Source organism: Chitinophagaceae bacterium (assembly GCA_016699815.1).
Taxonomy (GTDB): domain Bacteria; phylum Bacteroidota; class Bacteroidia; order Chitinophagales; family Chitinophagaceae; genus Ferruginibacter.
This window is the reverse complement of sequence record CP065012.1, coordinates 2,459,891-2,475,042: the sequence shown is the minus strand read 5'-3', so window position 1 is coordinate 2,475,042 and position 15,152 is coordinate 2,459,891. Positions and strand designations below refer to the sequence as shown.

Here is a 15,152-nt window from a genome sequence, read left to right as displayed (position 1 = left end):
ATAAACGATATTTTTGCTTTTTTATTATTTTAGCGTTTAACCAATTTATTTTTATTGCTATGGAACAAGCCACTTTGGGTATAGGCACCCGTTTACAACACACCTTACATGGCCCGGGTGTAATTATCGTTGTTAAATATGCAACCTATTTAATTGCATTTATCAATACCGGCATTAAAGAAATTGATAAAGCAGATACCCAATTGGATGAAATTATACCTGAAAATGTTACTGCTGAAGTGGAAACTGTTTCGGAAACCGAAAAATCGCTTTTAAAAATTTTAAGGATGTGGGGCGGCTTTACAGAAACTGTTCCCTTAGGTGAAAAGTGGCAGGGAGGAAAATTTATTTTGCAACCTGCAGACAATACACTTAAACCCAAAGAAATTCCCATTGAAGATTTTTTTCACAAAATAGTAATGTTGCGGGACAGGCTAAGGGTGCTGGAACAAAACATCAACAGCAGCAAAAACCTTAGCGATGAAGAAAAAGTAAATTTACAGCAGTACATTACCCGCTGCTACGGCAGCCTTACCACTTTTAATGTATTGTTTAAAAATAAAGAACAGTGGTTTGTAGGCGATAAAGGTGCCAAAGAATAATTACTTCAACTTTTTTATCCCTTTAGTTTCTACTTTTGTTGCCGGGTAAATGCTTATGGCATACCCACCACCTTCTGCACTCCATTGCTTTAATTTTGATTTTGCATTTACCACATACTTTTTTATTTCATAAGCCTGAGGATTGGTTTTATAATTGGCATTGGGTGCATCGCAGTACACTGTGGCAATATAAATTTTATCCTTATCTAAAAAATCAAAATTTATGGTAGAAACTCTACCTCCGGGTACACCCGTAACATTGCCTACAAACCAATTACCGGTATTTTTTGCCTGGCGTGCAGCAGTAATATAATTGCCGGGTTCGGCTTCCAGGTAAACGGATTTGCTCCAATCCACCGCTACATCTTTTATAAATTGAAAAGCATCTTTAAACCGGTTATAATTTTCGGGCAGGTCGGCAGCCATTTGCAGCGGGCTATACATGGTTACATATAAAGCCAGTTGATTGGCCAATGTAGTATTGGCATGTGAGTGGTTGCCGGGGTTTAATTTACTTATGTTCATTTCAAAAATGCCCGGTGTATAATCCATAGGCCCGCCTTTTAACCGGGTAAAGGGAAGAATAGTAACATGGTTGGGCTTACTGCCGCCAAATGCCTGAAACTCCGTACCCCTTGCCGATTCATTGCCAATCATATTGGGCCAGGTACGGTAAATACCTGTGGGCCTTACTGCTTCATGTGCATTTATCATTATGCCAAATTTTGCTGCCGTTTCAATTACATATTGATAATGATTAATGGCCCATTGGCCATAATGATGTTCGCCTCTTGGAAGTAAATCGCCAACATATCCTGTTTTTACCGCATCGTAATTAAAGGCTTTCATAAATTTAAAAGCGGTATCTAAATGCCGTTCGTAATTTCTTATGGAGCCGGATGTTTCATGGTGCATGATCATTTTAATGCCTTTGCTTTTTGCATAATCTCTTATTTCGGCTACATCAAAATCGGGGTAAGGTGTTACAAAATCAAAAACATAGTCTTTCGATTTGCCAAACCAGTCTTCCCAGCCTACATTCCACCCTTCTACCAATACGGCATCAAACCCATTTGCTGCTGCATAATCAATCATTTCTTTTACATGCTTTGTGGTAGCGCCATGCTTGCCATTTGGCGCCAGCTTAGCATAATTGGTAACCCCAAGTTGAATAGAGGGCATTTGCTTTTCTGTTGCATGGTTTAAAAAATCGGTACCATCGGTATAAGCCCATGTGCTTTTACCGGTAATCATCTCCCACCATACACCCATATATTTTACGGGTTTTATCCACGATACATCCTTTATTTTACTGGGTTCATTTAAATTTTCGGTGATTTTAGAAGCCAGTATTACCCGTGCATCATCACTTACGGTAATAGTGCGCCAGGGCGTAACACAAGGTGTTTGCAAATAACATTTATTGCCAATTGCATCGGGTGTGAGCCACGATTTAAACACAAAATTTTTATCATCCAGGTTCAGGTTCATGCAGGAGTAATTTATCAAAGCTGCTTCATGCAGGTTAATATAAATTCCCTCTGCCGTTTTCATTTGCAAAGAGGTTTGTACACCTGTAGGCGAAAACAGTGTTTGAGATGCATTTTCAGAAATTGCAGTAGACATTAATGCCCTTACTTGTGAAAGTTTTGAGGTAGTATAATCATATTCCTGTGTATCATAATCTCCGGGGATCCAATATGCGGTATGGTCGCCGGCCATGGCAAATTTTGTATGCTCGTCTGTTACTATAAAATGGTTCAGATTAGGTTGTTCCGGAAACTCGTACCTAAACCCTACGCCATCATCAAAAACTTTGAAAACAATATTTAAGTATAATGGTTTATTAGAGCTTTTATTTTGAACCAGGCTGATTGTAGTGGCGTTGTAATGCTCTTTTATTTCGTTTTCTTCGCCCCACACAGGCTTCCAGCTTCCGTTATAGCTAAATGGCTCACTCTTTACTAAAGAAAAATTTTGCTGCATGTCAAGGTTATCTTTGGCATGGATGCCCAATTTATAATCAAAGCCCAAAGTGGAAGGCAGTACAATTTTTTTATTTTTATACATCACGCTATAAACCGGCTCGCCACTATTGCTCAACCAAAACTCCGCCTTAATATTATTGTCAGGAGAGTTAATAATAATCGGTTGTTGCGCCTTTGCATTTATAAAAAAAGCAAGGATAAAAATTGAAATGGAAACCTTTTTAAAATTCATTGGTCAAAAAATTTTTTGTACAGTAAACTTACATTAAAAAAAATTGTTTTGAACAAGATAAAAAATAAAGCACCGGGCATAAAAAAACCTGCTTAAAGCAGGCGTAAATATTATGAGAAAAATTAAATTAAATACGAAAATGTGCAAACGCTTTATTGGCTTCTGCCATGCGGTGCGTATCTTCTTTCTTTTTAAATGATGCGCCTTCGCCTTTGCTGGCTGCTACAATTTCATTGGCCAGTTTATCTGCCATGCTGCGGCCGTTTCTTTCCCTGCTATAGCGTACCATCCATTTAATGCTCAAAGAAATTTTTCTATCGGCACGTACTTCAGAAGGTATTTGAAACGTAGCGCCACCAATCCTACGGCTCCTTACTTCTACGGCCGGTGTAATATTACTCAGGGCTTTTTTCCAAACTTCGTAACCATCTTCACCGCTAATTTTAGCTACTTTTTCCATGGCGTTATAAAATATATCATAAGCGCCACTTTTCTTTCCTTCCCACATAAGGTTGTTTACAAAACGGGTAACCAGTTTATCGTTAAACTTTGGGTCTGGAGCTAAGGGTAATTTTTTGGCTTGTGCTTTACGCATCGTTGTTATTTTTTATCTGAGTACTTAGTACTAATGCTTTTTTAAATTATTTTTTTGCTTTTTTGGTTCCGTATTTACTACGGCTTTGTTTACGGTCTTTCACACCTGCTGTATCCAGGCTACCCCTTACAATATGGTAACGTACACCGGGTAAATCTTTTACCCTGCCGCCACGTATCAATACAATGCTATGCTCCTGCAGGTTATGCCCTTCCCCGGGGATATAAGCAATAACTTCTATCTTATTGGTTAAACGAACTTTCGCCACTTTACGCAGGGCAGAGTTTGGTTTTTTAGGAGTAGTTGTGTACACCCTTGTACATACACCACGGCGTTGCGGGCAACTGTCGAGCGCCCTTGATTTGCTCTTTGCCCTGATAATTTCACGGCCTTTTCTTACTAATTGTTGAATAGTTGGCATTAAATAAACTTTTTTCTCCGTTTTTTTTCGGGAGGCAAAGGTAAGGGAAGAAATTAACCCGGCAAAACTTATAGGCAATAATTTGAAGAATTCTGCCGCAAAAAAGCCTCAGAAAGTACAAAATCAGGAAAAAAAAATACAAACGACTATATTAAGGCATTTTTTTATACATTTTTTCCATTGATGCACCTGCTTTATAAACACTTAAACTTTGTACATCCAGCCATGCACATCTTCGGCAAGCCCATAACGAATGTCGTTTAAGCGTTTTGCCAGTTTAGGCGCTGTTTGCCATTGATCTACGTCAAATTTCATTACATAATCTTTATAACGCAGTTCTTTAATAAGGGAAATGGTAGCTGCTGTTCCCGTACCAAAAGCTTCGTATAAAAGGCCTGCTTTGTGGGCATCTATAATATCGTCTATTGAAAGTTCTTTTTCTTCTACCTTAAAGCCCATTTCATTTAATTCCTGCATGGCGCTTTCCCTGGTAATGCCTGCCAAAATGGTTCCCTTACTTAAATCCGGGGTAATTGCCGAATTTCCTATAATAAAAAATACATTCATTGTTCCACATTCCTGCACATACTTATGTTCAAATGCATCGGTCCACAAAACCTGGTCGTAGCCTTTTTTCTTTGCCTGTGCCGTTGCATACATTGCGGCGCCATAGTTGCCGGCAGCTTTTGCATAGCCAACACCACCGGGCACAGCACGTACAAAATGTTCTTCTACATAAATACGCATGGGAGTATTGTAATATGGGCCTGTTGGGCTCAATAGTATCATAAACTTGTAAGTATCGCTTGGGCGCACCCCTATCATTTCATCGGTGCTGAACATAAAGGGCCTTATGTACAAGGAATGGTCTTCCCTGTCGGGTATCCAGCTTTTATCTATACTTACCAGTTGGCGCATACCTTCCATAAAAATGTCTTCTGTAATTTTTGGCATTTGCATCCTTTCTGCGGAAATATTAAAGCGGTTAAAATTATCCTGCGGTCTGAAAATATAGGCATTGCCATTGGGATGGTTATAGGCTTTTATTCCTTCAAAAATGGCCTGGCCATAATGCAGAGCAGATATGGAAGGTTCAAGCATTAATGGCTGGTATGGTTTTATTTCCACATTTTTCCATTCGCCGTCTTCATAGTCGGCTTCCAGCATGTGATCGGTAAAATATTTTCCAAAGGCAATATTCTCCAGGTTAATGTCTTTTAACTTAGAGTTTTGGGCTTTTGTAATTTTAATTCCGGCAGCAGCAATCATAATCGTTAATTTTACGCAAAGAAACGAAAAATACCTGCATAAAACTAATGAAAATGGGGTTAAATGATATTCAATTAAATGCAACTTTAATACAAAATCTTTATACCAAAGTGCTTGTAGATACAGAAATTTCTGAACCCAATAATAATTCTGCAAAAACCGTACAGCGCCACTATTTGGGAAACAACCAATCTCATATTTGCATTATTGTAAATGAGAAAAAATCGCCATTGATAAATGACGAAGACCTTGGGTTTTTAACGAATATTTTATCGGCATGTAATCTTTCACTGGCCGATATTGTTTTACTTAATTCATGCAGTAACCCAAAGCCACTTTATGCCGGTATTTGCAAAGAGTTTTCACCAAAAATAATAATCCTTTTTGGTGTATCTCCAACTGAAACAGGCATCCCTATGGAGTTTCCTCCATTCAAATTACAAAACTACAATGAACAATTTTTTTTAATATCCCCGTTATTATCCACCTTAAAAAACAATAAAGAAGAAAAGGGTAAATTATGGGTTTGCCTGCAAAGCCTTTTTAAACAATAACCTTATGCTCACCCTCATATTTGCTACCAATAACCAAAACAAAATAAAAGAAATTAGCTCCATACTGGGCAATGCATTTACCCTACTTTCTTTAAAAGATGCAGGCATTGAAATTGATATCCCCGAACCCTGGGATACACTGGAGGATAACGCCAAAGAAAAGTCGGGAACTATAGTAAAGCTTACCCAACAAAATTGTTTTAGTGAAGATACAGGCCTTGAAGTTGAAGGGTTGAATGGCGAACCTGGCGTAAAAAGTGCCCGGTACGCAGGCGATAGCGCCAATGCCGAAAAAAATATTGATAAATTACTGCAACATTTAAAAGATAGCCACAACCGTAATGCCCGGTTCAGGACCGTAATTTCTTTAGAAATGCAGGGAAAAAATTTTTTATTTGAAGGAATTTGCAAAGGAAAAATTACCCATGCAAAAACCGGCAATAACGGCTTTGGCTACGACCCTGTTTTTGTACCCGATGGCGCCTCAAAAACATTTGCTGCAATGGATATTGATGAAAAAAACAGGTACAGCCACCGTAAAAAAGCATTGGAAAAACTTATTGTGTTTTTAAAAGAAAATTATGGCAAGGCTTAATCTTACGCTCCCCGAAAAAATTTTGGCAACCATAAAAATACCGGTTCGTATCAACGATATTAATTACGGCAACCACCTTGGTAACCATAGCCTGGTGAGTATACTACATGAGGCCCGGATGCAGTGGTTAAGCGGTGGCGGTTTCTCTGAATTGGATATTAAAGGTTCGGGGTTAATTATGACAGAACTTGCCGTTGAATACAAAGCAGAAAGTTTTTATGGCGACGTATTATCTATTGCCATTTCTGTTGCAGACATTAGCAGGGCAGCATTTGATTTATATTACCAGGTAAGCAACCAGCAGGGAAAATTAATTGCCCAAGCTAAAACAGGTATGCTAAGTTACCATTATGAAAAAAAGGCTATTGCCAGCCTAAGTGAAGATTTTAAAATATTTTTATTGCAATAATTTTTATCCACCCAAAAAACTTCTCAGTAAATCGCATTTGGAATTGCTGCGTAGTTTATTAATAGCAGCATCTTTTATTTGCCTTACCCTTTCCCTTGTTAGCGAATATCGGGCACCTATATCTTCCAGGCTCATTGGATGGTCTATGCCTATGCCAAAAAAAGAAACAATTACTTCTCTTTGCCGTTGGGTAAGGGCATTTAAGCTACGTTCAATTTCTGTTTTTAATGAGGCTTTTACAGCCAGTTCATCGTCGGTGCCCAGGTCGTTGGGGTTGCTGAGCATTTCTCCAAACGTATTGTCTTCGCCCTCTCCCAGGGGTTGGTCCATACTCACATGCTTGGCACCCACGCACATGGTATCGGTTACTTCGCCCACATCCATATCCAGGGCTTCTGCAACTTCCTGGGCAGTAGGTTCCCGTTCAAACTCCTGCTCCAGCCGGGCAAAGGTTTTGCTTATTCTGGAAGTAAGGCCTACTTTATTTAATGGTAAACGTACAATCCTGCTTTGCTCGGCAAGCGCTTGTAAAATACTTTGCCTTATCCACCATACGGCATAAGAAATAAATTTAAAGCCCTTGGTTTCATCAAACCGCTGTGCCGATTTAATCAAGCCCAGGTTCCCTTCATTAATAAGGTCGGGCAGTGTTAAACCCTGGTTTTGGTACTGCTTTGCCACCGATACCACAAAGCGCAAATTGGCTTTGGTAAGCCTGTCCAGCGCATGCTGGTCGCCTTTTTTAATTAAAGCGGCAAGCCTCACTTCTTCCTCGGGTGTTATTAGTTCTACTTTACCAATTTCCTGCAAATACTTTTCAAGGCTTTGGCTCTCCCTGTTGGTAATAGACTTGGAGATTTTTAATTGACGCATACTCATAGCAGATAATTTTTGGCCAAATTGGAATTTCAACTGTTTTTTGGCCTTATTGAGAGTTATAACGTAACATATCCGCTTTTATGATATATAACTGAAAATAATTTCACTGAGGGATTGGTCTTACAGGCCCCAATATTTAAATAATCTTAAAATAAGTTGACAAAAATTTTGCCACTTTCAATTATTTGGTATTATTGCATCTATCAAATCTGATATTTAATTATTTAGGATGAGTAAAAAAGTTCAATATACATTAGAGTATCCTGTACGCTGTTCCCCAACTATTCTTTATGAATTTTTAAGGTCGCCATCTGGCTTGCAAGAATGGTTTGCTGATGAAGTAAATGAAAGAGATGGTATTTTTACTTTTGAGTGGAACGGCACGGAGGATAAAGCAAAACTCCTGGACCAGGAACAAGACAAGTTTGTACGCTTTAAATGGGACCACATGGCCAAGGACGAATTTTTTGAACTCTCCATCAATCGCTCCGAAGTAACCAACCAAACTATTTTGGTAATAAAAGATTTTGCCGATAAAAAAGATATTAAAGACCAAAGCCAGCTTTGGGAATACCAGGTAAAAGAACTCTTTCACCGTATTGGCAACTAACCTGCATTTTTTAATAAACCTGCCATAGCCGTATAACCGGTATGCAACAATTGCGGCATATTATTCCAGTTTTTTAAATCGTATTTAAAAGCGAGTTTAATAAAATTATTTTTTGTAATTTCCGTAAGCTTTAATTGGCCGGTAATTTTTTTAAAATTATTGTCTTCAAAATGATGCTGCCACTCGTTTTCGTTGCTGCAATAAAATAAATCCCCGCAACCATTTATATTTTTTAACAGGGTATCCTGAAAGGCAGTTTTATATATGCCGCTGATATGAAGGTTGATACTAAAAAAATTTCCCCACCAAAAAAAAGTACGCAAAGCAAATATGTTGTTCTTTTCAAATATTGCCGGGTAATCGAGGATAAGATATGGAAGTTGAAGATAGTTTTCGCCTTTTGAAATTTTGGGCATTGTAGCTGTAAGTTCTTTAAACGCATCCCACTGCAATAAAAAATTAAACTGATTATTGATTTCCTGTACCTGGCCACGCAAAATAGCGGCGGCTTTTTCCATAATTAAATGTTTTGTAAAAATCCAGTTGGCATCCTGCACTTTAGCAAGTTCCGGTTCAGAAAGTATTAAATTTGCCGAAGGCTCCATTTTACAATTAATAGTAAAAGTAAAATTAAGCTTTAAGCAGCGATGATAAAAAAATTAGACATTCTTATCCTTAAATCTTTTTTAGGGCCGTTTATTGTTACTTTTTTTATAGCCTTATTTGTATTAATGATGCAGATATTGTGGAAGTACATTGACGACCTTGTAGGTAAAGGGCTGGATTTTATTACCATTATACAATTTATTTGGTATGCAAGCGCATCGCTTTTTGCTTTGGCGCTCCCCATAGCCATTCTTATTTCTTCTATAATGACCTTTGGCAACCTGGGCGAAAGTTTTGAATTGGTGGCCATTAAATCCTCCGGTATTTCTTTATTGCGTTTTATGCGCCCGCTAATGTTTTTGGCGGTAATTTTTTCTGTTATCTCATTCTTTTTTGCCAATAACGTAATACCATACGCCAACCTTAAATTTGTTACCCTCTACAACGATATTTATTACAAAAAGCCGGCATTTGATTTAAAGGAAGGCATGTTTTTTACCTATATACCCAACTATGCTATAAAAGTGGGCAAAAAAGATGCCGATGGAAAAACCATCCATAATATTTTAATTTATGAACAAGATGGAAGGTTGCAGGACAACTGCATTACGGCCGAGCATGGTGAAATGAAAATTTCTGCCGATGAAAATTTTTTGGAATTTAATTTAAAAAACGGCTGCCGTTACCAGGAGCAGGGAAATTATTACGATACCGCAACCGACTTCATAAGGATTAACTTTAAAGAATTTAAAAAACTTTTTGACCTGAGTGTATTAAAAAAACAAAATACCAGCGACAGCCTTTTTCGCAATAGCCATAAAATGCTTAGTGTAAGGCAACTGGGTAAATACATAGATTCCTCCAATAAACGGGAAGAAAATGCCCAGGCTTCCATTAAAAAAAATATTGCCTCATACTTACATTACAACCAACCGACAGACAGCATATGGAAAATTGCTGCAGCTATGCCTTCACATAAAATACCCGATTCTCTGGAGCCCGCCATTAACCTTTCTGCCGGCGTTATATTAGACAGGATAAAATCTACTGCCGAAACCGGTGTTGCAGATGTAAAACTTGCCCAATCCGATAATCGGTTCAGTAAAATAGAGTTGCATCGAAAATTTTCTTTTTCACTGGCCTGCATTATTTTATTTTTTATTGGTGCGCCGCTGGGTTCCATTATCCGCAAAGGTGGAATGGGCATGCCGCTTGTAGTGGCCATTTTCTTCTTCCTTATTTTTCACCTGCTCAATATGTTTGGCGAGAAATTTGTAAAAGAAGGTTTACTTGCCCCGGAAACCGGTATGTGGCTTTCTATAATTGTTTTAACGCCTGTGGGTGTTTTTCTTACCTATAAGGCCATGCACGACTCACAGTTGTTTAATAAAGAATTTTATTACCGCCTGTATAACCAACTAAAAAAATATGTTGCAAAAAATAAAAAAGAACCTATCACTATTTAAATTTTAATATAATGGAAACACAAATTAACAGCAGCAGAAGAAACTTTATTGCCAATACTGTAAAAGGCTCTATTGCGCTATCTGCAGGCATAGCAGGCATTTCTTCTCTTGCAGCATCCTGCAGCAGTTCAAAAAAAACAATTGCAAATGAATTTGCAACCGGTTTTAACCAAACGCCACTACCCTATAAATACGATGCATTGGAAAATATTATAGATGCACAAACCATGGAAATACATTATACCAAACATGCGGCAGGCTATGCAAAAAATTTAAATGAAGCAGTAAAGCAGGAAAATGTTGCCAATGGTACAAGCCTGGAAATCATCCTTTCAAAGGTTTCAAAATACTCAACAAAAATGCGTAATAATGCCGGCGGTCATTACAACCACGAACTCTTTTGGAAATGTATGCGCCCAAAAACTGCTGATAATAAACCTGCCGGAAATTTGCTGCAGGCCATTGAAACCGAGTTTGGAAGTTTTGCCAATTTTAAATCTAAATTTTCTGAAGCTAGTAAAACCCGCTTTGGCAGCGGCTGGGCATGGCTATATACAGATGCTTCAAAAAAACTCCATATTGGCAGCACGCCCAACCAGGACAATACTTTGATGGACGTAAGCGACATACACGGCTTTCCGCTAATGGGCATTGATGTATGGGAACATGCTTATTACCTCAAATACCAAAACAAGCGTTCGGATTATATTGATGGATGGTGGAACCTGGTAAACTGGGATTATGTGCAAAGCCGTTTTGAAAAAGCATGAGGAGTAAAATTTTTTTTGTAACCGTTTTTTCGGGAACCATTTTAATGGCGGTACTATTGCAGCTTACCGGCAAGCCCTTAATTACCCAAAGCACGCCTTTAGGCATATTAAATCTTGAGTTGGCTGCTACAACCCATGCAACACAGCAAATAGTAAATGTGTGGGAGCGCAATAACCTTATCCCTGTTGCAGAAATTCATACAGCAAGGGATTTTGTTTTTTTGCTATTTTATTCTTTATTGCTATTTACGTGTTGCAAGTGGTTGTCAAAAAAAATATACCATTCAATTTTTCTTCATAAAGCAGGAAAATGGCTCAGCGTTGCTGCATTATTTGCCGGGGCAATGGATGTATTAGAAAATTTTGGGATGTTCGTAAGCCTTACCGGCAGGGTTTCGGAGAAAATTACCCTGCTTACTTTTTATGCATCGGTAACTAAGTGGGCAATAGTGACGCTTTGCCTGGTTTATTTACTGTCGGGTTTATTGTACTATTTATTGCAAAAAAAAGTAAGGCTAAAATAGACTCAGCCTTTGCATACTAATATCCTTAAAAATTGTTTGGATAAAACTACACAAAGGCTGATAAATTGACTCTCAATCTTAGGTCAAATGTAACGGCATTAACGCTAAAGGTTGTTAAATTATTATAAAAATATTTTTTGAGGGCAGCATACTTGTTGACATTGCACTATTAAAAATGTGTATATTCGTTGCCCTCATATAACTTAAATTATCATATTATGCAAGCATGGCAGGATTACCAGCAAAAAAATAAAGATCGTTTTTTAAATGAACTTTTTGAATTGCTACGCATACCCAGCGTAAGCGCAAAAAGCGAACATAAAGCAGATATGCTGAAATGCGCCGAAACGGTGAAAAACAGTTTATTAAAATCTGGTTGCGATAAAGCCGAAGTAATGCCCACCGATGGTCACCCGGCAGTGTATGGTGAAAAAATTATTGACCCTTCAAAGCCTACAGTATTGGTTTATGGCCATTACGATGTGCAGCCTGTAGAGCCGCTTAACGAATGGAAAACCGGGCCTTTTGAACCTACAGTAATTGACGGAAAAATTTTTGCAAGGGGTTCTGCCGATGATAAAGGGCAATTTTATATGCATGTAAAAGCATTGGAAATACTTAACCAAACCAATTCACTATCTACCAACATAAAATTTTTAATTGAAGGCGAAGAAGAAGTAGGTTCACCCAACCTTGGAAAGTTTGTAGCCGCACATAAAGATTTATTAAAAGCCGATGTTATTTTAATTAGCGACAGCTCTTTGCTGAGTATGGAAAACCCATCTTTGGATACCGGCGTACGAGGGCTGAGCTACATTGAAGTGGAAGTAACCGCATCTGCCCGGGATTTACACAGCGGCACTTATGGTGGCGCCGTTGCCAACCCCATTGTAGTATTATCTAAAATGATTGCAAGCTGCCACGATGAAAACAACCATATTACCATTCCTGGTTTTTACGATGATGTACTTAACGTTCCGGATGAAGAAAGAAAACTCATAAACAAAGCCCCTTTTAACGAAAAAGAATATAAAGATGAAATAGGCATTAAAGCGCTTTGGGGCGAAAAAGGATTTACCACTTATGAACGAACCGGCATACGCCCAACACTGGAACTAAACGGCATTTGGGGCGGCTACACCGGCGAAGGAGCCAAAACCGTATTACCGGCAAAAGCTACAGCAAAAATTTCTGCAAGGCTGGTACCCAACCAAACCAGTGCAAAAATGACCAAACTTTTACTTGATCATTTCCGCAAAATTGCACCATCCTGCGTTAGTGTAAATGTATTTGAACACCATGGTGGCGAGGCGTACATGACGCCGATAAGCAGCAAAGGATACAAAGCGGCATCCAAAGCATTAGAAACCACTTTTGGTAAAACACCCATACCGGTACGAGGTGGAGGCAGCATACCCATTTGCTATACCCTGGAAAAAGAACTGGGTATTAAAATTATATTTATGGGCTTTGGCTTAGATAATGATGGCTTGCACAGCCCCAATGAAAAATACAATGTAGAAAATTTTTACAAAGGCATTGAAACCATACCTTATTTTCATAAGTTTTTTGCAGAAATGAGTTAATAGTTTTAAATTTTTTATAATAATTAAGGAGATTTTTTGTTCCCTTTATTATTTTAAGCATTTATTAAAATCAGCACAGGAAAAAAGCTATATGAAAACATAAAATACCTCTTTCGTGGTATTGCCTGGCAATGCCTTTTGCCCTTATATTTGTGTACATAAGTTTTTAACCTTAAACCTGCAGTTTTATGAAAAGTAAATTAATTCCCCCCCCCCCCGATTTTTTAGCCGTATTGGCAATTTTGTGCTTTCTTCAACTTAACTGCAAAAAAGAATATTTTTACAAGGCAAAGCCTAATGTAGCAAATAAATTCTTTGCCCTACCTTCAGGCACAAATACTTCTGTTGTAAGAGTGATGAATGAAATTAAAAAACGAAATGAACGCAAAGAATTTGTAACCAAATTTGCCACCCAAAACGGTTACCCCGTTTGGAATAAAGTATTAATGGGCACATCCCAAAAGCAATACGCCCATGCAAGCCTTGCAGGCAATAGCCTCGATGGCGTTACCGATACCACTATTTTAATACCCTTTGTAATGGAAGGCGAACTTTTGGTAAAAGGTTTTATAAGAGCAACGCTCAACGATAGCGTAAGCCTTAGCTATTCCCTTGCCAAAGATTATAAAGCTTACGAAGAAAAATTAGATAATTCAAAAACGGCATCATCGGCATTTGCCATGCTGAGTATGGTTTTAAATAAAATAGTTTTCAATGAAGAGTATTATAAAATAACCAACCCAAAATTATTTAGTGATGATACGGCACATGTATCTACACAAAAAATTAAAATAGAAAATATAAGCTTTACAATAATGGATAGTGCAGGGCTTAAATATATTTCACTTTGCAGCACATCCGCAATATATAAAACCTATTGTCCTGCGAATGGCAAATGCAGTGAAGATGGAACATCTTGTGATGTACCGCCATCGCCATGCCCTTCAGGAGAACTAATATGTTTTTGTACTCAGGGAAAATGCTATAATTACCTTAACAACAGCACAACATGCAGCACAATTGTAATACCAGATATTTCATTTGGCGGAGGATATGGAGACGGTGGCGACAGTAATGGCGGTGGGCCAATACCTTATGTATATCCCTGCGAAAGCACACAAAACAACCCAGCTCCTTTTACAGCAACTAATAATGTAGCCGACCCCGGAGATTGCCCCGAACCAACAGAAGGCGATGGGTGGATACCCTGGCAGGATGAGCCACCTTATGTATGTAATTATCAAATGACGCAAAACGAAAAGGATGTTTTTCTTCAATTAGATGAAGAAGACAATCAAGCAGATTTTATACACCAAAATTTAGACTGCCAGGGTACTAAGAGAACTGGTAATGTGTTTTTTCAAGGCACTAAAGAACATTGGATTATTCAGTTAGATTACGTTTCAAAAAATCCCCTCAATAGTGATGTGGAATATGCCATACCCTTTGCAAGCAGCACTAATCCTAATAATAGAGGTTATGCAGATATTGTAAATTTACAGGATAAAACGATTTTTGAAATAAAGCTTAATAATCAAAACGGTCAGACTTCAGGAGTATCTGAAGTAGCCAATTATGTAGAAAAGGCAAATATGCATTGTGCAAATCAATTCCCAACTAGTATTTCCTGGCATACAGGCACAAATTATTCCTCCGTTTTATTACCAACAAGTAATTCAAATAAATATCTAAAAGCCAATCTTTATGCTCCAGGTGTTATAGTTTATGATTATATTACCACAGATAATCCTGTTCCAGCACCACCCATTGTTGTACCCACTACAATAGTTGACAAATTCAAACACTTAATTGACAGGCTAAGGCAAAATTTTCAACAGGCAGATAAAATTATTGCTGAATTTTTCTATCAGCATCCCGAGTTAAAAAACTATATTAAAAGCACTGCTATAGGCGCTGGAATAGCTTTAATAGTAAGTACAATTTTAGAGGATGTGATTACTGCCGGAGCAGGAATTGCAGATGACTGGGTTTGCTTTGTTTTGGCATACAGGATAATACGATTTGCAGTTGCTCTTTAAATATTAG

General features: G+C 38.0%; 16 protein-coding genes. 10 read left to right on the top strand and 6 right to left on the bottom strand.

Annotated elements, in window-relative coordinates; translation table 11 throughout:
- Positions 1-59 precede the first annotated feature (59 nt).
- Positions 60-602, top strand: coding sequence for a hypothetical protein (locus tag IPO46_11035; protein QQS62611.1), 543 nt, complete (start codon positions 60-62; stop codon positions 600-602).
- Here IPO46_11035 and IPO46_11030 read toward each other — a convergent pair whose 3' ends face one another.
- The 4 genes from IPO46_11030 to IPO46_11015 all read right to left on the bottom strand — a co-directional run bounded on the left by IPO46_11030 (position 603) and on the right by IPO46_11015 (position 5,107).
- Positions 603-2,822 carry a glycoside hydrolase family 97 protein gene (locus IPO46_11030; protein ID QQS62610.1) on the bottom strand — a complete coding sequence of 740 codons (2,220 nt, stop codon included), beginning with the start codon at positions 2,820-2,822 and terminating at the stop codon, positions 603-605.
- 127 nt (positions 2,823-2,949) lie between these two features.
- Positions 2,950-3,417, bottom strand: a complete 468-nt coding sequence (gene rpsG / locus IPO46_11025) for a 30S ribosomal protein S7 (GenBank protein ID QQS62609.1) — start codon at positions 3,415-3,417, stop codon at positions 2,950-2,952.
- Positions 3,418-3,463: 46 nt separating this feature from the next.
- Complete coding sequence (locus IPO46_11020) at positions 3,464-3,838, bottom strand: 30S ribosomal protein S12 (GenBank protein ID QQS62608.1); 375 nt, start codon at positions 3,836-3,838, stop codon at positions 3,464-3,466.
- Positions 3,839-4,042: 204 nt separating this feature from the next.
- Entirely contained in the window at positions 4,043-5,107 is a 1,065-nt protein-coding gene (locus tag IPO46_11015) for a branched-chain amino acid aminotransferase (GenBank protein QQS62607.1), read from the bottom strand.
- A 53-nt stretch (positions 5,108-5,160) separates the two neighbouring features.
- On the opposite strand from IPO46_11015, the gene IPO46_11010 reads away from it, so the two are divergent.
- Genes IPO46_11010 through IPO46_11000 form a run of 3 tightly spaced genes read left to right on the top strand, consistent with a single transcriptional unit; the run spans position 5,161 to position 6,665 of the window.
- Positions 5,161-5,661, top strand: coding sequence for a hypothetical protein (locus IPO46_11010; protein QQS62606.1), 501 nt, complete (start codon positions 5,161-5,163; stop codon positions 5,659-5,661).
- A 4-nt stretch (positions 5,662-5,665) separates the two neighbouring features.
- Entirely contained in the window at positions 5,666-6,256 is a 591-nt protein-coding gene (gene rdgB, locus IPO46_11005; protein ID QQS62605.1) for an RdgB/HAM1 family non-canonical purine NTP pyrophosphatase, read from the top strand.
- The gene (locus IPO46_11000; protein QQS62604.1) at positions 6,243-6,665 is read left to right on the top strand and encodes a thioesterase family protein; all 423 of its coding nucleotides are present in this window, start codon (positions 6,243-6,245) and stop codon (positions 6,663-6,665) included. Before rdgB ends, IPO46_11000 begins: the two co-directional genes overlap by 14 nt.
- Before the next feature lie 3 nt (positions 6,666-6,668).
- On the opposite strand, the gene IPO46_10995 is transcribed toward IPO46_11000, so the two are convergent.
- Positions 6,669-7,538: a sigma-70 family RNA polymerase sigma factor gene (locus IPO46_10995; protein QQS62603.1), complete on the bottom strand. Its 870-nt coding sequence runs from the start codon at positions 7,536-7,538 to the stop codon at positions 6,669-6,671.
- 235 nt (positions 7,539-7,773) lie between these two features.
- Here IPO46_10995 and IPO46_10990 point away from each other — a divergent pair, with 235 nt between their 5' ends.
- Positions 7,774-8,154 (top strand): ATPase, encoded by a 381-nt coding sequence (locus IPO46_10990; protein QQS62602.1) that lies wholly within the window; start codon positions 7,774-7,776, stop codon positions 8,152-8,154.
- On the opposite strand, the gene IPO46_10985 is transcribed toward IPO46_10990, so the two are convergent.
- Entirely contained in the window at positions 8,151-8,759 is a 609-nt protein-coding gene (locus tag IPO46_10985) for a hypothetical protein (GenBank protein ID QQS62601.1), read from the bottom strand. The genes IPO46_10990 and IPO46_10985 overlap by 4 nt on opposite strands.
- Before the next feature lie 42 nt (positions 8,760-8,801).
- Between IPO46_10985 and IPO46_10980 the strand changes: the two genes are divergently transcribed.
- The 5 genes from IPO46_10980 to IPO46_10960 all read left to right on the top strand — a co-directional run bounded on the left by IPO46_10980 (position 8,802) and on the right by IPO46_10960 (position 15,145).
- Positions 8,802-10,226: an LptF/LptG family permease gene (locus IPO46_10980; protein ID QQS62600.1), complete on the top strand. Its 1,425-nt coding sequence runs from the start codon at positions 8,802-8,804 to the stop codon at positions 10,224-10,226.
- An 8-nt stretch (positions 10,227-10,234) separates the two neighbouring features.
- Positions 10,235-10,996, top strand: a complete 762-nt coding sequence (locus tag IPO46_10975; GenBank protein QQS64394.1) for a superoxide dismutase — start codon at positions 10,235-10,237, stop codon at positions 10,994-10,996.
- Positions 10,993-11,520 (top strand): hypothetical protein, encoded by a 528-nt coding sequence (locus IPO46_10970; protein ID QQS62599.1) that lies wholly within the window; start codon positions 10,993-10,995, stop codon positions 11,518-11,520. The genes IPO46_10975 and IPO46_10970 overlap by 4 nt, the downstream gene beginning before the upstream one ends.
- A 218-nt stretch (positions 11,521-11,738) precedes the next feature.
- On the top strand, positions 11,739-13,106 hold the full coding sequence (locus IPO46_10965; GenBank protein ID QQS62598.1) for a dipeptidase: 1,368 nt from the start codon (positions 11,739-11,741) through the stop codon (positions 13,104-13,106).
- A gap of 188 nt (positions 13,107-13,294) precedes the next feature.
- A complete protein-coding gene (locus tag IPO46_10960; protein ID QQS62597.1) occupies positions 13,295-15,145 on the top strand; it encodes a hypothetical protein in 1,851 nt (616 codons plus the stop codon).
- Positions 15,146-15,152: the final 7 nt, after the last annotated feature.